General features: G+C 64.1%; 17 protein-coding genes. 6 read left to right on the forward strand and 11 right to left on the reverse strand.

The window, feature by feature from the left end; genetic code table 11:
• Positions 1 to 849, forward strand: coding sequence for a transketolase (locus EGJ27_RS03170; protein WP_125829248.1), 849 nt, complete (start codon positions 1 to 3; stop codon positions 847 to 849).
• Positions 846 to 1,865 (forward strand): transketolase family protein, encoded by a 1,020-nt coding sequence (locus tag EGJ27_RS03175; RefSeq protein ID WP_125829249.1) that lies wholly within the window; start codon positions 846 to 848, stop codon positions 1,863 to 1,865. The genes EGJ27_RS03170 and EGJ27_RS03175 overlap by 4 nt, the downstream gene beginning before the upstream one ends.
• 101 nt (positions 1,866 to 1,966) lie before the next feature.
• On the opposite strand, the gene EGJ27_RS03180 is transcribed toward EGJ27_RS03175, so the two are convergent.
• The gene (locus EGJ27_RS03180; protein ID WP_125829250.1) at positions 1,967 to 3,913 is read right to left on the reverse strand and encodes a bifunctional diguanylate cyclase/phosphodiesterase; all 1,947 of its coding nucleotides are present in this window, start codon (positions 3,911 to 3,913) and stop codon (positions 1,967 to 1,969) included.
• A gap of 209 nt (positions 3,914 to 4,122) precedes the next feature.
• Here EGJ27_RS03180 and EGJ27_RS03185 point away from each other — a divergent pair, with 209 nt between their 5' ends.
• On the forward strand, positions 4,123 to 4,956 hold the full coding sequence (locus EGJ27_RS03185) for a DUF1206 domain-containing protein (protein WP_125829251.1): 834 nt from the start codon (positions 4,123 to 4,125) through the stop codon (positions 4,954 to 4,956).
• Positions 4,957 to 5,007: 51 nt separating this feature from the next.
• On the opposite strand, the gene treS is transcribed toward EGJ27_RS03185, so the two are convergent.
• The 4 genes from treS to EGJ27_RS03205 form a co-directional block, all read right to left on the reverse strand.
• Positions 5,008 to 7,068 carry a maltose alpha-D-glucosyltransferase gene (treS, locus tag EGJ27_RS03190; protein WP_125829252.1) on the reverse strand — a complete coding sequence of 687 codons (2,061 nt, stop codon included), beginning with the start codon at positions 7,066 to 7,068 and terminating at the stop codon, positions 5,008 to 5,010.
• A gap of 143 nt (positions 7,069 to 7,211) precedes the next feature.
• Positions 7,212 to 7,781, reverse strand: coding sequence for a LysR substrate-binding domain-containing protein (locus tag EGJ27_RS03195; RefSeq protein WP_256672649.1), 570 nt, complete (start codon positions 7,779 to 7,781; stop codon positions 7,212 to 7,214).
• A complete protein-coding gene (locus tag EGJ27_RS03200; RefSeq protein ID WP_125829254.1) occupies positions 7,778 to 8,077 on the reverse strand; it encodes a LysR family transcriptional regulator in 300 nt (99 codons plus the stop codon). Before EGJ27_RS03200 ends, EGJ27_RS03195 begins: the two co-directional genes overlap by 4 nt.
• A 260-nt stretch (positions 8,078 to 8,337) precedes the next feature.
• Entirely contained in the window at positions 8,338 to 8,943 is a 606-nt protein-coding gene (locus tag EGJ27_RS03205; protein ID WP_125829255.1) for a DJ-1/PfpI family protein, read from the reverse strand.
• A gap of 131 nt (positions 8,944 to 9,074) precedes the next feature.
• Here EGJ27_RS03205 and ftrA point away from each other — a divergent pair, with 131 nt between their 5' ends.
• The 3 genes from ftrA to EGJ27_RS03220 all read left to right on the forward strand — a co-directional run bounded on the left by ftrA (position 9,075) and on the right by EGJ27_RS03220 (position 12,660).
• The gene (gene ftrA, locus EGJ27_RS03210; RefSeq protein WP_125829256.1) at positions 9,075 to 10,028 is read left to right on the forward strand and encodes a transcriptional regulator FtrA; all 954 of its coding nucleotides are present in this window, start codon (positions 9,075 to 9,077) and stop codon (positions 10,026 to 10,028) included.
• Positions 10,029 to 10,361: 333 nt separating this feature from the next.
• A complete protein-coding gene (locus EGJ27_RS03215; protein ID WP_125829257.1) occupies positions 10,362 to 11,549 on the forward strand; it encodes an acyl-CoA dehydrogenase family protein in 1,188 nt (395 codons plus the stop codon).
• 10 nt (positions 11,550 to 11,559) lie between these two features.
• Positions 11,560 to 12,660: a sigma-54-dependent Fis family transcriptional regulator gene (locus EGJ27_RS03220; RefSeq protein WP_177522915.1), complete on the forward strand. Its 1,101-nt coding sequence runs from the start codon at positions 11,560 to 11,562 to the stop codon at positions 12,658 to 12,660.
• Here the strand turns inward: EGJ27_RS03220 and EGJ27_RS03225 are convergent.
• From EGJ27_RS03225 to EGJ27_RS03250, 6 genes are read right to left on the reverse strand one after another with little or no spacing between them, the layout of a single operon-like run.
• Positions 12,657 to 13,016, reverse strand: coding sequence for a hypothetical protein (locus EGJ27_RS03225; protein WP_125829259.1), 360 nt, complete (start codon positions 13,014 to 13,016; stop codon positions 12,657 to 12,659). The two genes, EGJ27_RS03220 and EGJ27_RS03225, sit on opposite strands and share 4 nt — an antisense overlap.
• 5 nt (positions 13,017 to 13,021) lie before the next feature.
• Positions 13,022 to 14,242, reverse strand: coding sequence for an acyl-CoA dehydrogenase family protein (locus EGJ27_RS03230; RefSeq protein WP_125829260.1), 1,221 nt, complete (start codon positions 14,240 to 14,242; stop codon positions 13,022 to 13,024).
• 22 nt (positions 14,243 to 14,264) lie between these two features.
• Positions 14,265 to 15,977 (reverse strand): ABC transporter ATP-binding protein, encoded by a 1,713-nt coding sequence (locus EGJ27_RS03235; RefSeq protein ID WP_125829261.1) that lies wholly within the window; start codon positions 15,975 to 15,977, stop codon positions 14,265 to 14,267.
• Positions 15,974 to 16,837 carry an ABC transporter permease gene (locus EGJ27_RS03240; protein WP_125829262.1) on the reverse strand — a complete coding sequence of 288 codons (864 nt, stop codon included), beginning with the start codon at positions 16,835 to 16,837 and terminating at the stop codon, positions 15,974 to 15,976. Before EGJ27_RS03240 ends, EGJ27_RS03235 begins: the two co-directional genes overlap by 4 nt.
• Complete coding sequence (locus tag EGJ27_RS03245; protein WP_125829263.1) at positions 16,834 to 17,826, reverse strand: ABC transporter permease; 993 nt, start codon at positions 17,824 to 17,826, stop codon at positions 16,834 to 16,836. The genes EGJ27_RS03240 and EGJ27_RS03245 overlap by 4 nt, the downstream gene beginning before the upstream one ends.
• Positions 17,823 to 19,499, reverse strand: a complete 1,677-nt coding sequence (locus EGJ27_RS03250; protein ID WP_125829264.1) for an ABC transporter substrate-binding protein — start codon at positions 19,497 to 19,499, stop codon at positions 17,823 to 17,825. Before EGJ27_RS03250 ends, EGJ27_RS03245 begins: the two co-directional genes overlap by 4 nt.
• Positions 19,500 to 19,603: the final 104 nt, after the last annotated feature.

Raw genomic sequence — 19,603 nt, forward strand, 5'->3', positions numbered from 1 at the left:
ATGACTGCCACACCTTCATCCGCTGCCGTACCAAGCCTGGCGCAGCGCGCCCACAACATCCGCCGCCACGCCCTGCGCATGGGCCAGGTTCAAGGCCAGGGTTACGTCGGCCAGGCGCTGGGCGCTGCCGACCTGCTGGCCGTGTCCTATTTCCACGCGCTGAACTATCGCCCGCAAGACCCTGAATGGGAGTCGCGCGACCGGTTTTATCTGTCCATCGGGCATTACGCGATTGCGCTGTATGCCGCCCTGATCGAAGCGCAGATCGTGCCGCTCTACGAACTGGAAACCTACGGGTCGGATGACAGCCGCCTGCCGATGTCGGGCATGGCCGCCTACACGCCTGGCATGGAGATAACCGGTGGCTCCCTGGGTCACGGCCTGGGCATCGCCGTCGGCGCCTGCCTGGGGCTCAAGCGCAAGGCATCCGAGTCGTTCGTCTACAACCTGCTGTCCGACGGCGAACTCAACGAAGGCTCTACCTGGGAAGCGGTGATGTCCGCCTCGCACTGGAAACTGGACAACCTGATCGCCATCGTCGACGTGAATAATCAACAGGCCGACGGCTACTCCAGCGAAGTGCTGGCGTTCGAGCCGATCGTCGATCGCTGGCAGGCATTCGGCTGGTTCACCCAGCGGGTCGATGGCAACGATCTGGACGCCCTGGTCGCCGCCTTCGATGCCGCCCGCCGACACCCCGGCGCGCAGCCGCGGGTGATCATCTGCGACACCCGGATGGGCAAGGGCGTGCCGTTTCTGGAAAGCCGCGAAAAAACCCATTTCATTCGTGTGGAAGAACACGAGTGGGAGCTGGCCCTGAACAACCTCGAAGAAGGGAAAACCGCATGACGACCGCCAAGCACCCCATCGCCCCGGCAGGCGCGGCGAAGAAGAAACTCACCACCTCGGCGATGATTGCCTCGATTGCCGCTGAAGGTCAGGCGACCCGCGCGGCGCCGTTCGGCCACGCCCTGGCGGCACTGGCCGACCAGCGCAGCGACATCGTCGGGTTGTCGGCCGATCTGTCGAAGTACACCGACCTGCACATCTTCGCCAAGGCCCATCCGGACCGCTTCTATCAGATGGGCATGGCCGAACAATTGCTGATGAGCGCGGCGGCCGGCATGGCGCGCGAGGGCTGCGTGCCGTTCGCCACCACCTATGCGGTATTTGCCTCTCGGCGCGCCTATGACTTCATTTGCATGGCGATTGCCGAGGAGAACCTTAACGTCAAGATCGTCTGCGGCCTGCCGGGACTGACCACCGGCTACGGCCCCAGCCACCAGGCCACCGACGACCTGGCGATTTTCCGCGCCATGCCCAACTTGATGATCATCGACCCGTGCGACGCCCATGAGATCGAACAGGCGGTGCCGGCCATCGCCGCCCATAACGGCCCGGTCTATATGCGCCTGTTGCGTGGCAACGTGCCGTTGGTGCTGGACGAATACGGTTATCAGTTTGAAATCGGCAAGGCCAAGACCCTGCGCACCGGCAATGAAGTCTTGATCATCGCCACCGGCCTGATGACCATGCGCGCCCTGGAAGCAGCCGAGAAGCTACAGGCTGACGGGGTGGATGTCGCGGTGCTGCACGTGCCGACCATCAAGCCGCTGGACGAGGCGACCATTCTCGCCGAGGCCCGGCGACCGGGGCGGCTGGTGGTCACGGCGGAAAACCATTCGATCATCGGCGGCCTGGGTGAAGCGGTGGCCAGCCTGCTGCTGCGCAACGGCGTCACCCCGACGTTCCGGCAGATCGCCTTGCCCGATGCGTTTCTCGATGCCGGAGCCCTGCCGACGCTGCATGACCGTTACGGTATTTCGACATCGGCAGTCGCGGCGCAGATCAAGGCCTGGCTGTAGCGTAGCGGACCTTTCGCCGGCGAACCGACTGCTGCGCGGCTAATCCGTAGCAGCCGGCTCCCCGGCGAAAGCGACCTGAGCCGCGTCATCGGTCGCTGCGTTCAGCAACCGCCGGCCGCCACTTTGGCAGACTCCAGCCACACCAGCGTAGCGTCGAAACTCATCGGCGGACTGTAGAAGTAGCCCTGCACCATCGTGCAGCCCAGGCTCTTGAGCGCATTGAGTTCCTGCTCGGTTTCCACGCCTTCGATCACACACCCCAGCGCCATGTCCTGACTCAAGGCCACCAGCGATTTGACGATCTTGTAGCTGGCGGGGTTTTCATGCACGCCGGTCACAAAGCTGCGGTCGATCTTGAGCTTGGTCAGCGCCAGGGCGTGAAGCTGGCTGAGGCTGGAATACCCGGTGCCAAAGTCGTCCAGCGATATGCCGCAACCCAGCTCGCGAAACCGGCCGATGGCGCGCTGCACCTGCGCCAGGTCCTGCATGATGGCCGTTTCGGTGATTTCCAGGTCCAGGCGTGCGGGATCGAAGCCGCTGCGCTGGATCACGTCGGCGATCAGCCGAACGTGCTCCGGCGTCGCACAGTCGTGGGCTGACAGGTTGAACGACAGCCGCACGGGAGCCGGCCATGCACGGGCCTGGTCCAGCGCCTGGGCCAGCAACGGCAGGGTCAGCTTGTTGATCATGCCGATGCGTTCGGCAATGGGCACGAAGCGCGCCGGTGAAACCGCGCCCAGCTCCGGACTCGTCCAGCGCGCCAGAGCCTCGAACGCCACGGTCCGCTGGCGGCAGGTGTCGATGATCGGCTGGAACAGCACGTAGAATTCGGCATGCAGGTCCGCGCGGCGCAACGCCTGCTCGGTCAGGCCGTCGTTGAACAGCTGCTTACGATGGTCGATGGAAAACAGGCATGCCGTACCGGGGCTGTGGGCCTTGCCCTGATACAGCGCGTAATCGGCGTATTCGAACAGCTGCGGCGCGTTCTGTGCGGTGTTCGGAAACGTGGCGATGCCCAACGTTGCGCCGATCTGAATCGGCATCTCGGACAGCTCGAAGCTGACCCGCAACTGGTCGCACAACTGGGTGCCGAACGCCAGCAGCGCCGCGTCGCTCAAATTGCCCTTGATGATCAGGGCGAATTCGTCGCCCCCCAGGCGCGCCACCATGACGCTGTCGCTGACCACCGACTGGAGTCGCTCGCCCACCAGCATCAGCACCCGATCGCCCATGCTGTGCCCATACAGATCGTTGACCGGTTTGAAACCGTCCAGGTCCAGCACTCCGACCGCCAGGCCGGTGCCGTACTGCATGGCGTCGCCCATGGCCGCTTCCAGGGTGTGGAAGAACTGCCGTCGGTTGGGCAGCCTCGTCAGACTGTCCTGGTTGGCAAGCCGCAGGTTCTCGTCGCTCAATTGCTCGGTCTGGGCCTGGGCGTTCACCAGCCGGGTGAAGTCCTGATACTGGTGCTGGAGAATCACCAGCATGCCCGCCGACACCAGCACGATATTGACCGCGGTGGCGATGAAGATCGGATTGCGGGTCGAGGCGAAGAAAATCACGAATGCCACGTTGACCACCACCGTGGTGGTCAGCGCCGCAGGCCGCAGGTGCATCATGCAAAAGATGCACACGATAACCGTGATGCCCATGAAGAACGCCACATGCGCCTGGGCATAGGAATCGCCATAGGGAAACAACGCCAGCGACCAGGCGGTGAAACCGCTGGCGATCAGCCCGGACAAAGCATTGGTGCGGCGCAGGGTCGCCAGAATCACCGCCGCCGATGGCAGCGCCCTGGCCGCCTGCAGCCACATCCGCACGCGCAGGCTGCACACCACGGTCATCAGGCACGGCACGACAAAGGTCAGCCAGAACGGGGCGTCCTGTCGATGGGTGAACGCCAGGATCCAGGTGTTCACCAGCAGTACGAAATACATCAGCGGCAATTGCCGCGACAATGCTTTGTATTGTGCCTGGAGCAATCGAGGATTATCGCGAGGCACGGACATCAGAATCCGCAGTGTCTCGATCAGGTTTTTCAGCATTGCAAACGCATCTCTGTCGCCGTCGTCGGAACGTCGCGGCGAATGAAAGGTGCCCGCAGGTCGTGCGGGTCGCTAGCAGTTTCTCGGCGCGCTGTGTGTTTTCTTGAACACGTCGAGACAAACAATGGCGTCAAGCGACCGACGGTTAATCGAACCCAACTGGCCGTGCCCGGTCTGTTGCTGTACAACTTTTCCGGGAATCTGTGCTTATGTCCGCCCAACAGGGTCTCATCCTGCTCGCCCGCAGCGGTTACGCCGCGCGCGGCGTCGTTTATCTGATCATTGGTATTTTCGCCCTGCTCGCTGCGCAAGGCGCGGGCCAGCCGGCAGACAGCCACAGCAGCTTGCAAGCCCTGCTCGCCCAACCGTTCGGCAATGTGCTGGTCGGTCTGGTGATCGTCGGTCTGCTGGCCTTTGCCGCCTGGCGCGTGCTGCAGGCCACCCGCGACGTCGATCACCACGGTACCGAGTTCAAGGGCCTGGTCATTCGCGGTGGCTTGCTGGTGGGTGGCGCGACCTACGGCCTGCTGGCATTTTTCGCACTGGGCCTGCTGATCAGCGGCCTGAAGCGTTCCGGCGGTTCCGGTGGCGAGCAGACCAACGACCTGCTGGCACACATGCTGTCCTGGGAACACTCCAACCTGCTGGTGTACCTGGTGGCGCTGGTGCCGTTGGCGCTGGGCATCGTGCATATCATCAAGGGCTGGAAAGCGTCGTTCGAGAAATACTTCGAAGCCGACGAGGACGTGATGCGCTACGTACGCCCGGTCTCGCGCTTCGGCCTGATCGCACGGGGCGTCGCGTTCATCGAGATTGCCGCGCTGCTGGCCATCAGCGGCTCCAGCTATCAGGCCATGCACCCTCCCGGCATGAAGGAGGCCTTGAATGGCCTCGAAGACCTGCCCGGTGGCAGCCTGATCCTGATGATCGTCGCGCTGGGACTGATCGCCTTCGCCGCCTACAGTTTTGCCGAAGCGACCTGGCGGCGGATCAACATGGACGTGCCGGACGCCCCTGAGGCCGTGGCGCGACACTTTCGTTAGGCAAAAAAAACCACGCGGGTCATGCCCGCGTGGTCGTTGCTACCGCATCACTCACATCATCGAACTGACGACCCGCAGTGCCAGGCCTTCATAGGCATCCAGGGTAATGGTGAATTCACCCTGCTCGGTCAGATCGCCTTCTACCCGCTCATTGATGATGTCCACCACCGGACCGGGCGCGATGCCCGGCAGATGCAGGGTCTCGACGATGGTTTCGCTGCTGAAGTTGAGCGCGGTGATCTGAGTGCCCTTGCCCGCCGGCAACTCGTGAACCATCACCAGCAGGCCGGGATGCTCGACATCCGGGATCAGGATCTGGCGGCTGGCGGCGATGTCATACGCGCGGCGTACCGAAAGAATCTTCTTGAGCTGCGAAGCGAACGAATCGGGACGCTGTAGCTGGCTGACCAGGCTGCCGTACAGTGTCTTGGGCCGCGGCATGTTGCCGGCGGAAAATTCGGCTTCCGGGTCCAGGTCCACCAGGTCGTAGGCACCGCGATGAATCCAGCGGGTATCGCCGTCCTGCATCAGATGCTCGACCTGTTCGGCGGGCAAGGTCAGCGCGCCCACCAGGTCCCAGCCCGACAAGGCAAATACCCCCGGCTGCATGGCATTGAACATCACCAGCAGCAGATGGACATGCTGGATCTGCTTGATGTCGGCCTCGGTGATCGTGTCCAGATCGCGGATGCCCAGCGCCGCGGTAATGATGCTGGCGGTGGTGCAGGACACGCCGTTGGTGACGAACTTAAGGTTATAAGGCGCGTGCTCGCCGGCCAGGCGCTCGTACATTTCCTCGCGGATGTGCTCGCGCAGGATGTTGCCCGGGAAGGTCTGGCCCTGATAGTGATAGGTGTCGTGGGCATGCAGCGTCCAGAAATGCACCAGTTCCAGGGTCAGTTCGTCGTGATTCTGCATGGCGTGGATCAACGACGCCGGATCGATACCGAACACATGTACCTGGCGCAGCATCAGGCGCAGGAACTCGGTGGTGCCGGTCACCACTGCGTGTTGATACGCCGGACGGGTGATGAAGTCATAGGACAGGTCCGCACCGCCATGGCTCATGGCCGCGATGTCGTCGATGGTCAGGTTCAGTTCCTGGAAGCTGAAACCACCCGCTTTGCGGATCGCACCGCCGAGCAGCTGGTTACCGGTGATCGACAGCGGGTGGCTTTCCGACCACGCCGTGCCCTCGGCCTTGCGCTCCACGCCGAGGAAGCCGTTGGCGTCCAGGCGCAACACCCGGGCGCCCATGACATCGATGGCGTGCAAGGCGTCGCCGATGATCATCTGCTGGGCGGCAAAGCTGGGGTCCAGCCAGTTCAGTGACGGCTGGCCTTCCTTGAAATAATGCAGGTATACCCAGCGCCGGGCCTTGCCGTCCACGCCCTGTACGACCGTAGTGGCGCTCCAGTCGGTTTCCTTGACGCCGGGTTCGAAGAAAATCACCCGCTGCAGCTGGCCGACGATGTAATGCTTGTCCTTGAGCTGGTCGACCACCTCGGGCATCAGGTTCACCGCGTCGCGGCCGACCGGCACGTCAGGCAGCAAGGGCCAGTCTTCCTCGCGAATCTCGACCATGTGGTACAGGCCCGGGTAATCCTCGTAAGCCAGTTCCGCCAGGCGGAAGTCGGCGCCCTTGCCAGTGTGCGAGGGAATCACGTCATCGATGATCACCGCGTTGTGCGCGGCGGCGATCCGCGACAAGTTGAGCAATTGCGCTTCGGTGCCCAGATCCGGATCAATGCCGAAGCTGATGCGGTCGAAGTTGCCGTCGATGCTCGGCGTAAGGTTGCGCCCCTGCAGGCCACCGGACAATTTCAGCGGACCGTTGTGAATGCCCTGGATGCCAATCTCCGACAGCGCGTGCCACAAGGTTTCATCGCCCAGTGCTTCGAGCACAGTGCCACCTTCGCGGGTGACGATGGAGGCCGGATAAGCGGTGAACCACACCGAGGCAATGGCCGAAGCATCCCGCGGACGGGCCTGGGCGTAGGGCCTTTGCCACAGCCGGCCTTGCCCCGAGTAGGTCTTGGAGCGCTGCCGTGCCGCGTTGAGCATCGATTGCTCCACCAGCCATTCAACGTACTGCTTGTCCGGGATCGTCATAGCGTCCAGTCATCCTTTCGATCGGGTGGCATTGGGTCGTCTGCACGGACGGCTCGCAACGCGAGCCGATGCAGTGAGTGCTTATGGGTATGAGCCTGACGGCGGCAAATCGTTGCATCGGCCTGCGCAGGCCCGCGCCGGGTTCAGTAACCCTGCACGGCCTTCAGCGCAGGCTTTCGTAGCGCCTGCACCACCACGTTGGCCGCGCTGGAGAGCAACGACGCGGGACGCGCCACCACACTGATCTGGCGCAGCAGGCCCAGCGGCAGCGGCACGGATTCGAGGTCTTTATGATGCCCGGCCAGCAAAGTGGCGGGCACCATCGTCACGCAGTGCCCTTTGGCGACCAGGTCCAGCAGCGTGTCGATGCAGCTCAATTCACCGCGATGACTGAGCCGTACCTGCGCCGCGGCCAGCTGCGCGTGCAACCGATCCAGACCGGTGTGGCGCCAGGCCACGTAGCGCGTGTTCTGCAACAACTCGGGCAGCGTGCGGCCGGCGCCACGCTTGCTCTTGGCGACCGCCAACACGTAATGATCGGACCAGCGATGGTGCTCGACAAAATGTTCACCCAGCGGCATGGCAGGGACGATCAGGATGTCGGCGGACTCCCGGCGCAGCATCTCCAGCGAAGGATGCGGATCGCTGCTATGCACCACGCTCAGGTAGATGTCGGGATAGACCCGGGCAATGAACTCCAGCGAGCTGCTCAGGCTGGTTTCGCGAATATGGGTGAAATAGTGCAGGCTGACGCTGCCGCTGACCCCATTTTTTTTAGCTGTTCCAGGGTTGCGAGCATGTTTCCCAGGTTCTGCGCGATGACAGTGCCCTCCGGGGTCAGGGTACAGCCGGTGCGGCTGCGCACGAACAGGCGTTTTTCGAAGAAGTCTTCGACTTCCTTGATGGCGTAGCTGATGTTCGACTGGCTACAGCCCAGGATAGCCGCGGCTTCGGAGAACGAACCGTGCAGCGCGACGGTTTGAACGACTTTGAAGAAGTGGGTTTTCATGTTTCCTGCACTCTGAACTGGGCGATGGCCTGCGCGACCGGCGTCGGCAGGTCCGGTGATGGGTAGCCGGGCCGACGCCCCGTGAGCACACCGGTCGGTCGCGGCATTGGGCAATCGGGATGCAGGCAGAGGCAATCGGGCTGCCGAATGCCCTGCCAGACTACCCGGGCGTCAGCGCCCGGCAGGAAACGGCATGACCTCTTCCTCGGGCCTGGAGTCTGCCGCCGGCCGGACGTACGACTGGTCTGGACAGGGCTGAGTCAGTCGTTCTCCGTCCAGTCGAAGTCCAGCTGCAACGCGGTACGCTCTGCCAGTTCGCGGCTGTGCAGGCGCTCTACCAGATGCAGGCACATGTCGATACCGGCCGAGATGCCCGCCGAGGTCACGAACGCCCCTTCATCGACCCAGCGCAACGTGCTCAGTACATCGACCTTGGGAAACATCTCTTTGAGGTCGTCGATGTCTTCCCAGTGAGTCGTCACCTGTTTGCCGGACAGCTTGCCGGTCTTGGCGAGCATGAACGCGCCGGTACAGACCGCAGCGATCACCCGGCCGGGAACCGACTGCTCGTTGATCCAGCGGATGACTTGCGGTTTCTCCATTTCGGCGGTAACCACGCCACCGGGCACGATCAGGCAGTCCATGGGCGGATGGTCGAGAATGGTATGGTCCGGGTCCACCTTGAGACCGGCGCGTGCCCGTACCGGCGCACTGCTCGAACCGATGGTGAAGACCCTGAACAACGGTCGCTCATCCCGGCTGGTGCGAGCATGCATGCGGGTCGCGGTGGTGAACACCTCGTAGGGGCCGGCGAAGTCGAGCACTTCGACCTCGTCATAGACATAGATACCGATATTGAGTGACACGAAATGGCTCCTGGGCCCGTTGCCAGACCCCTTTGCAGATAAAGGTTTCACCTGGATGACAGGCAGCAGATTACCCAGTAGCATCAGGCCGGACCACTGTCCGAAATGCCAATATTCGGTAACATCGCGCCATGAAGAATCATCTCGTCGTCGCCCTGATCTACAACCAGTTATGCACCTTCGAATTCGGCTGCACGGTCGAGGTGTTCGCGCTCAAGAGGCCGGAGCTGGGGGTGACCTGGTACGAGTTCGCCACCTACCCGGTGGACGAAGGTCCGATCACCGCCGCCGGCGGCATCACCATCGTGCCGACGCCCGGCGAAGTGCTGCTGGAGAACGCCGATACCATCATCGTGCCGGGCTGGCGCGGGGTGGAGTCGGCCGTGCCGCCGCGCCTGATCGAACAGCTGCAGGCGGCCCATGCCCGGGGCGCGCGGATCTGTTCGATCTGCACCGGCGCCTTCGTGCTGGCGGCCGCCGGGTTGCTGGACGGACACAAGGTCACGACCCACTGGCGCTATACCGACCTGCTGGCGACCATGTATCCGGGCCTGACCATCCAGCCCAACGAGCTGTACGTGGACCAGGGCACTATCATCACCGCTGCGGGTTCGGCCGCCGGGCTGGACATGATGCTGCACCTGGTGCGCAGCGATCACGGGTCGAAAGTGGCCAACATGGTCGCCCAGCGCATGGTCATCCCGCCGCATCGTGAAGGTGGCCAGTCGCAGTATGCATCCCGTCAGCTGGTGTCGGCGCTCGATGGTCCGATCTCCAACCTGATGGACTGGATTCGCAGCGACCTGCAACGCCCGCACACCATCAAGGAAATGGCGTCCCGCGCGGCCGTCAGCACCCGCACCCTGCACCGCAGCTTCATGGACACCACTGGCCTTACGCCTTACGAATGGCTGCTCGGCGAGCGAGTGGCCTACGCCAAGGAATTGCTGGAGTCCTCCCGGCTGCGCCTCAACGAAGTGGTCGACCGCGCAGGGTTCGGCTCCGAAGAATCCTTCCGCCGGCATTTTCGCAACACCGTCGGCATCAGCCCCAGCAGCTACCGCAAGCAGTTCGCCAGAACCTGAACTTCTTCCCACGGCGTCCCGAGAGCCTGTAACGGTTTCGGCCGGCAGATCCTGGGCGCCCGCTCGCTGGCGAAACGGCGCTTCCCGACCTGCCTTTGGAACAGTGCGCTTCAAATGCCCAGGGCCGGACATAAGCTAATACCTTTTCGGTATTTAACTATCGTTTTTTAGTTCATTTAGTATCAGTCCCACCACCACTGTTGCTGCAACAACTGTTCGCTGTCCAACAACTCTCCACTGCCCCGTAACTGTCCGACTGGCACCCAGGAATTTCAGGCCCACGCGTACCTGATCCAGCGCCGTTCACTTTTCGCTTTGATCGAGGGAAACCGCGTGCCTGAACATTCGTCGCCTTTTGCGCCGTCGCCGTTACACATTGCCAAGGACCTGGCTGCCACGTTCGCCCTGACTGCGGTCGAACGTGACCGACGGGGTGGTACGCCGAAAGCCGAGCGCGATGCCTTGCGCGCCAGTGGTTTGTTGTCACTGACCATTCCTGAACAGTTCGGCGGCCAGGGTGCCAGTTGGACAGACACCTTCGCCGTGGTGCGGGAATTGGCCAGGGTCGACAGTTCGATTGCCCATGTGTTTGGTTTTCACCACTTGATGCTCGCCACCGTGCGCCTGTTCGCCAGTGCCGAGCAGTGGCAGCCCTGGTTCGAACTGACCGCCCGCAAGAACTGGTTCTGGGGCAACGCCCTGAACCCGCTGGACACTCGGACCGTGGTCAAGAACCACGACGGCTGGCGCGAGTTCTCCGGCAAGAAAAGCTTCTGCTCCGGTGCTACCGACTCGGAAATGCTGATCGCCTCGGCGGTCGATGAAGAGGCCGGCGGCAAGCTGCTGATTGCTGCCATTCCCAGCGCCCGCACCGGCATTACCCTGCACAACGACTGGGACAACATGGGCCAGCGCCAGACCGACAGCGGCAGCGCGACCTTCGAACGCGTCCGGGTCGAGGAAAGCGACCTGCTGCTCGACCCTGGCCCGCTCAGTACGCCGTTCGCCTGTCTGCGTCCGCTGATCGCCCAGTTGCATTTCGCCAATATGTTCCTGGGTATTGCCGAAGGCGCGTTCGACGAAGCGCGGCAGTACACGCTGAACGAACGTCGCCCGTGGTTTCTGTCCGACGCCCAGAACAGTCATCAAGACCCGTACATCCTGCACCACTACGGCGAATTCTGGGTCGATCTGCAAAGCAGTCGCCTGTTGCTGGAACACGCCGCACACAAGCTGGACGAAGCCTGGAACAAAGGCACCCGACTCACCAAAGACGAACGGGGCGAAACCGCCGTAGCCATTGCCACCGCCAAGGTCGCGGCCAGTCGCAACGGTCTGGCGCTGTGCAGCAAGGTATTCGAAGTGACCGGTGCCCGCGCCACCCAGAGTTCGGTGGGCCTGGACCGGCACTGGCGCAATCTGCGCACCCAAAGCCTGCACGACCCACTGGACTACAAGCTCCATGAGTTGGGCGAGTGGGCGCTGAACCATTCCCATCCTGTTCCCACTTTCTATTCTTGAGGGCATCGCCATGCAGTTGCTGACCTTACCCCCGTCTCCAGCGCTCGCCACGTCCATTCGCGCCACCGCGCAGGTGTTCGAAGACCCCAAATCCAAAGCCTTGCTGGCCCATTTGCAACAGGTCGCGCCCAGCGAGGCCAGCGTGTTGATCATCGGTGAAACCGGTACCGGCAAGGAGCTGGTGGCCCGTCACATCCACAACCTCAGCGCGCGACGCAACAAGCCGTTCGTGGCGGTCAACTGCGGTGCGTTTTCCGAGTCACTGGTGGAAGCCGAACTGTTCGGCCACGAGAAAGGCGCGTTCACCGGCGCCCTGAGCGCCAAGGCCGGCTGGTTCGAGGAAGCCAACGGCGGCACGCTGTTCCTCGACGAGATCGGTGACTTGCCGATGCCGATTCAGGTCAAGCTGCTGCGGGTGCTTCAGGAGCGCGAAGTGGTACGCCTGGGTTCGCGCAAGAGCGTTCCCATCGACGTGCGGGTGCTGGCGGCGACCAACGTGCAAATGGAAAAAGCCATCAATGCCGGCCACTTCCGTGAAGACCTGTATTACCGCCTCGACGTGGTCAGCCTGGAACTGTCGCCGCTGCGCGACCGACCCGGCGACATCCTGCCGCTGACCCGGCACTTCATCGACGTCTACTCCAGGCGCCTGGGCTACGGCAGCATCGCGCTGTCGGCCGAGGCCGAGCACAAACTGCGGCACTACAGCTGGCCGGGCAATATCCGCGAACTGGAGAACGTGATCCATCACACCCTGCTGATCTGCCGCGACGGGGTGATCCAGCGCGACGACCTGCGCCTGTCGAACATGCGTATCGAACGCCCGGACGATTCCAGCCAGGCTGACGAATCGGCGGAAGCGACCTTGGACCGACTGTTCCAAAAGCTGTTCGAGGAACAGGCCGGTGCGCTGCACGACACCGTTCAGGACTTGTTGCTGCGATCGGCCTATCGTTTCAGCCACTACAACCAGGTGCACACTGCCAACCTGCTGGGCCTGAGCCGCAACGTAACCCGCGCACGCCTGATCAAGATGGGCGAGCTGGCGGTGAACAAGCGCCGCGGCAACGACAGCGTGCAGGATGAGCGCGTGCTCAAGCTGTCGATCTAACGCGATTGATAGACCGAACTGCCAGCTGTCGCTGACAGCCGCATGAACACCAGGCCGGAGGCGGCGCACAACACCGCCCCCATGAGAATGACCAGGCCGATGTCACCCGCCGTGGCTGCCGGGTGACCGCGCCAGGCCATCAACAAGCCCCGCGCGGCGGCAGACAGTGCCACCGACACGCTCGTGGTCAAGCTGGACTCGCCGAAATCACTGGCCATCTGCGGCAAGGCGGTCAGCACCGCCGTGGCGTCCACCAGTTCCATGAATAACGCGCAGCCAATGATCATCGGTACCCGCCGCTGGCTGAGCGCTGCCACGCCGTCAACCGGCGTTGCGTTCGCAGCGTAGCCGGCCATAGGCTTCAAAACAGGCCCGACGTCGGCGGCGGCGTGCCTTTGAGTTGCCAGGCACCCACCGCAGCGGCCTTCCAGTCGCGGGGATTATGGTTGGCGACGGTGCGCGCATTGCGCCAGTGGCGGTCCAGGTTGTGGCTGCGGCCGGTAGTAGAGGCGCCGCCCACATCGAATATGCGCTCGGAGGCTTTCAGCGCCGACTCGGCGGCGATGTACTGCGCCTGCGCGACTTCAATCGCTGCCTGATCCACCAAGGCCGGGTCCAGCCCGGACGCCCAGGCCCGGTCGACGGCGTCCGCCGCGTTCAGCACCACTGCCTTGGCGGTGTAGGCCCGGGCAGAGATTTCCCCCACGCTGAGTTCCACATAAGGGTCGTCGACCGACTTCTGCGCTGTGCTGTGCTTGATCGGCCGGGCATGTTCGCGCGCGAAGTGCACCGCATCGTGCAGTGCATTGTGGGCAATACCGGCCTGCACCGCGGCGAGGAACAATTGCAGGAACGGCGTGACGATGGTGCGCTTGCCCTCCTCCACGGTCCGGGTGCGGATTTCGTTGGCATAGACTTTGACGTTGTCCAGCCGCGTGGTGCCGCTGGCGGTCAGGCGCTGGCCCATGGCGTCGAAGTCATCCAGCAGCACCAGGCCTTCGCGGCCACGGGGCACGATGAACGACACCGGCTGGTCGTCCTTGTCCAGCGCCACGGCGCTGATCCAGTCGGCGTACAGCGAACCGGTGCTGTAATACTTGCTGCCGTTGGCGCGCCAGTGCTCGCCGTCGGGCTCGATGCGGGCGCTGATCGCGCCGTTGGCGCCGCCCACTTCCCAGCCCGCATTGCCCAGCACGGCACCTTGCAGATAGCGCTCGAACCAGCGGTGACGTTCCTGCTCGGCGCCTTCGGCGGTGGAAACCAGCAAGCCTTCGACGAATGCGAAGCCTGGACGCAGCGCCTGGGCCACGTTGGAATCCACCGATGCAATGCGGATCAACAAGCCGATCACATCCCGCACCGAACCGCCCGGGCCGCCGTACCGGGTGGGAATGCGCACGGTGTACAACAGCGCCTCGGCGATCTGGCGCACGGCGTCGAACGGTAGCTGACGATCCCGCTCGCGGGTCGCCGAACCGGCGCCGATGGCGGGCAGCAGTTCATCAGCACGGGCCAGCAGTTGCTCCACGCTCAAGGCAAACGGCGCTTGGGAGGACGAAGGTGCAGCGGCAGATTGGGTCATGGCAATTCCTTGATTCGATTGATTAGATGGCGATCTTCCACAGCCGCGATTCGTCGAACAGCCAGGCGGCGTTCTCCGGTTCCAGCGGTGGCACCTGCAAGGCCACGCCGGCGCCCGGCAGACGTGGCACCGCGCCCAGCAGGCGCTGGGTGTAGGCGTGCTGCGGGGCGTCGAACAGTTGCTCGACCGGTGCGTGCTCCACCACCTGGCCGTGGCGCATGACCAGCACGTCATCGCTGACATGGCGAATCACTCCCAGGTCGTGGGAGATGAACAGGTACGCCAGGCCCAGTTCGCTTTGCAGGTCGGCCAGCAGATCCAGCACCTGGGCCTGCACCGATACGTCCAGCGCGGAAACCGGCTCGTCGCAAACGATGACTTTCGGGTTGCTGGCGATGGCCCTGGCAATCGCCACCCGCTGGCGCTGGCCACCGGACAGTTGCAACGGCCTGCGGGTGGCGATATCCGCCGCCAAACGCACCTGTTCAAGCAGTCGTTGTACGCGCTGTGGCTGGTCGGCGACGGCCACGCCCGCCACGTCCAGCGCGTCGGCCAGGATCTGGCCGACGTGCCAGCGCGGGTCGAAGGAGCTGAGCGGGTCTTGGTAGATCACGCTGATATCGCCGCTCAACGGACGGCGCTCGCGCTCGGCAACCCGCGCATCGGCCGCGCCGTTCCAGGCCCGGCCAAGAAACTCCACTCGGCCTTCGTCGGCTTCCAGCAGGCCCAGGGCGATGCGCGCCACGGTGGTCTTGCCCGAACCGGATTCGCCGACGATGCCCAGCGTGCGCCCGGCACGCAGCTCGAAACTGACGCCGCTTACCACCTGCCTCGATGTGTGATCCGGCCCCACATAACGTTTGCCCAGGCCCTCGGCCCGCAGCACCACCGCGCCGGACGCGTGAATGGCCGTCTTCGACGGCACACTTTCACGGCCCGGCGACAATCGCGTGCCGCGAGCGTGTTCGGCAGGCACCGCGTCGAGCAAGGCGCGGGTGTACGGATGGCGAGGTGCGCTGAGCACCTGGGCCATCGGCCCTTGCTCCACCACTTCGCCATGGCGCAGCACCAGCACCTCATCAGCCAGCTGCGCGACCACCGCCAGATCGTGGCTGATGATCAGCAGCGAACTGCCCCGGGCCTTGATCGCGCCCAGCACACCGAGTATCTGCGCCTGCACTGTGGCATCCAGCGCGGTGGTCGGTTCGTCGGCGATCACCAGCCCTGGATCCAGCGCCAGGGCACTGGCAATCAGCGCCCGCTGACGCAAGCCGCCGGACAATTCGCCGGAACGCTGCCGGGCGCGCAACGCAGGCTCGGGGACGCCGACCTTTTCCAGCAACTCCACGACCCGTGCGGGCCGGGTTTGCCGGTCGCCCCAGTCGTGGGTTTGCAGCACTTCGAGGATTTCCTTGCCCACCGGGCGCAGCGGGTCCAGAGACACCAGCGCGTCCTGCAGCACAAAGCCGATTTCCTTGCCTCGCAAACGGCGCCATTGCCGGTCACTGAGGGCCAGCAGATCGGTGCCGCCGTATTCCAGACGCCGGGCGCGCACCACAGCGCCCTCGCCCGCCAACCCAATCAAGCTGCGCGCCGTGACGCTTTTGCCGGAACCCGATTCACCCACCAGCGCCAGGCTCTTGCCCGGTTCCAGGGTGAATGACAGATTGCGCACCACGCTGTGCCCGGCAAATTCGATGTTCAGGCCTTCCACCACTAATGATTTGCGGCTCATGTCAGGCGGCCCTCCAGGCGTTGTTGCAGATAGCGACCGGCGACGGTGGTCGACAGGGTGGTGAGCACGATGAACAGGCCCGGAAAGAAAGTCAGCCACCAGGCATTGGCGATGAAGTCGCGGCCCATGGACAGCATGGTTCCCCACTCCGGCGCCGGCGGACGCGCGCCCAGCCCGAGAAAACTCAAGGCTGACGCCCAGACAATCGCCTGGCCGACGCCCATGGTCAGGGTGACGATCAGCGGCCGCATGGCATTGGGCAAAAGCTGGCGCCAGATGATGCGCCCCGGCCCGTGGCCCAAGGCGCGGGCCGCTTCGATGTAACCGGCATTGCGCACCGCCAGCACCTGGCCGCGCACCATGCGCGCATAACCCGGCGCTCCGCCAAGGCCGGTGGCGACGATCAGGGTGCCGATGCCGCTGCCGAAAATCGCCACGAACAACAGCGCCAGGATCAGGCTCGGAAAAGCAAACAGCACTTCCAGCACCCAGCCGACGCTGCGGTCGGTACGCGCTCCGCCCAGCCCGCCGAGCAGGCCCAGGACGACGGCGATGCTCATCGCCAGCGCTGTTGCCGCCAACCCCACGAACAGCGACAGCCGGGCACCGTGAATCACCCGGGAATAGATATCGCGTCCGGACTGGTCGGTGCCGAACCAGTGCTCCCAACTGGGCGGATGAAAGGCATTGCGCGGCACGATGGCCAGCGGATCGCTATGGGCGAACAACTGCGGCGCGATGGCGGCAATCACGATCAAGGCCAGAAAGCCGATCGCCAGGCTCGCCCCCAGCCGAATCCTGCGTGGCTGGCGTTGGGTCTTCACCGGCAGCGCCGGGGCTTCAAGAATCAGATCGCTCATGCCAGAGGCTCCTGCTGACGAGGGTCGATCCACTGGTAAACCAGATCGACCAGAATGTTGGCCAGCACGTAACCGGCCGCCACCACCAGGCTGATGCCGATGGTCAGCGGCAAGTCCTGCACCTGCACCGCCTGGAACAGCTGCCGGCCCAAGCCCTTGCGGGAGAAGATCACTTCTATCACCACGGCGCCGCTGATCAGCGCGCCGATGGCCCAGCCGGACAACGACACGCCGGGCAGCACTGCATGGCGCAAGGCGTGCTTGAAACGCACGGCCACGTCGCTCAGGCCGCGAGTGCGGGCAGTGAGCACGAACGGCTGATCCAGGGTCAGCTCCAGAGATTCCCGGGTCACCTGGCCGATGAATCCGGCCAAGGGCACTGCCAGGGCAATGGTCGGCAACACCAGGGTGCGCCAGCCGTCACTGCCTGCCGGGGGAAACAGCCGCAGGCCGAAAGCGAATACCGCCAGCAACACAATCCCCAGCCAGAAATGCGGCAGCGCCGCCGCCAGGGTTTCCAGGGTCGAAGCCAGCCGCCCGACCCAGCTGCGGCGGCCTGCGGTGAACACCGTCAGGGCCAGCACCAGCAGCCAGGCCAGCACCAGCGAGGAAAAGGTCAGTTCCAGGGTCGGCCAGGTCTGCTCGGCCAGCACTCGGGTGACCGCCATGTGCTGAGAGTAGGAAACCCCCAGATCGCCTTGCACCAGCCGGCCCAGGTACAGCCCGTACTGAACCACCAGCGGTTTGTCGAGGCCGTATTCCCGGGTGACCTCGGCCACGGTTTCCGGGGTCGGATTGCCGCTGGGGCCGCCGAGAATCGCCTGCACCGGGTCGCCCGGCATCAGGCGCAACGCGAAAAACGTCAGGGTCGCCACCGCCCACAACACCAGGATGCCGCCGGCCAGGCGTATCGCCGCGCGGCGACCCAGTCGGGCAAGGCGTTGGCGTCGTGGGTCGGGCGCTGTGGAAGCCAGGGTCGTCGTGCTCATTTGTTCACCCATGCGTCGTAGAGATAAGTCACTGCCAGGGAAGTTTCCAGCCGCACGCCCTGGGTGGTCTTGTAGATGCCCAGCCGCGTGCTTTGCGGGTAGGTGGTCAATTGCAGGTACTGGCCGGACGCGATGGCCTGGACCTCGCGGTAGATGCGCTGGCGCTCGGCCGGGTCCTGGGTGGCCAGGGCGTCCTGCAACAGCGCGTCGAATTGCGGGTCACTGAAGCCTGCGGTGTTCTGGTGGTAACCGCCCACGCCTGCCGGCTGGATGAATGCGCTGCTGAAGATGATCCGCAGCACGTCGGCGGTGTTGGTGTTCCAGTAGCCGACGCGGATGTCGTAGTCCCAGTCCGCCTGACGCTTGGTAGCCTGCACGTCGCTCATCTGATCCATGATCAGTTCGAACCCGGCCTGGCGCGTGGTGGCCTGCACCTGTTCCCACAGGGTGAATTCCGACGGCGGTGTGCGATTGCCCAGCACCACCGTGACCTGAAGGCGCTTGCCGTCCTTGAGGCGATAGCCTTCGGCGTCACGCGCGCTCCAGCCTGCTTCATCCAGCAGCTGCGCGGCGCGTTTGGGGTCGTAGTCCTGAGCGTGTTCGAAGTCCGGGCTGTAGAAGCGCGTGGCCTTGCTCAACGGCCCGCCGGCCCGAGGGAATTCGCTGAAGTAAACGCTCTTGAGTGCGCCTTCGATATCGGCGCTGCGCACGAAGGCCTCGCGCACCTTGATGTCGCTGAACGGCGCACGGCGGATGTTCAGCGTGCCGTTGGTGGGGTTGCCGGGACGCTGGGCGATGATCAGTTGCAGATCCGGGTTGCGCCGCGCAGCTTCGTGGGACTCGGGCGGCAGCGCTTCGATCACGTCCACTTCGCCGGCCTGCAGCGAGGCAAAGCGTACCGACGGTTCCTGGATGAACTTCCAGATGATGCGGTCCAGATACGCCGGGCCTTGATGCCTGGCGGTCGGCGGCGCCGAGTTGTAATCGGGATTACGCACCAGCTCCACATGGCTCTGGCGATCCCAGCGGGCAACCTTGAACGGGCCGGTGCCGACCGGGCTTTCGCAGTTGACGTCACGCGGGCGCTTGAGCGCGTCCGGCGATTCGATACCCAGAAAGCCCTGGGCCAGCACTTCAAGAAACGCCGCATAGGGCGTACTCAATTCGACCCGCGCTGTGTACGGATCGACGATTTCCGTGCCGCGGTACTGGCGAATGTAGCCGCCTGCGGTGCTGGACTGGGTCTTGGGGTTGGCCATGTGGTCGAGGTTGGCTTTCACTGCGGCGGCGTTGAAGGGCGTGCCGTCGGTGAAGCGCACGTCCTTGCGCAAATGAAAGGTGTAGAACAGACCGTCAGCGGACACCTCCCAGCGCTCGGCCAGCCAGGGGCCGATCTTGCCTTCGGCGTCCATGGACACCAGCGAGTCGAGCACCTGCTGGGCGAGAAACACCTGAGGCATGTCGCCGGCCACGTGTGGGTCCAGGCAGGTAGGCTCGCGGTCAGTGGCATACACCAGAGTGCCGCCGCTGACCGGCACATCGCTGCGCGTCGTGGTTTGCGTGCGGCTGTCGCAACCGCTGCTCAACAGCCCCACGAGCGCCAGGCCAACGAGGCCCGGCAAGCAACGCGGCCAGGGTGAATGGGTGAGGAAACGCTGATCGATGTCTGGCATGGGTACGGGTGCACCTTGTGTCCGTTGCGGGATCTCACAAGGGTGATTGCACAACCCGTGCCGGGCTCAAATCCCCGTAAAACAAGGGGTTGAGCGCGACGAGC

This window comes from Pseudomonas sp. v388 (assembly GCF_003935425.1).
In the GTDB taxonomy this organism is placed as follows: domain Bacteria; phylum Pseudomonadota; class Gammaproteobacteria; order Pseudomonadales; family Pseudomonadaceae; genus Aquipseudomonas.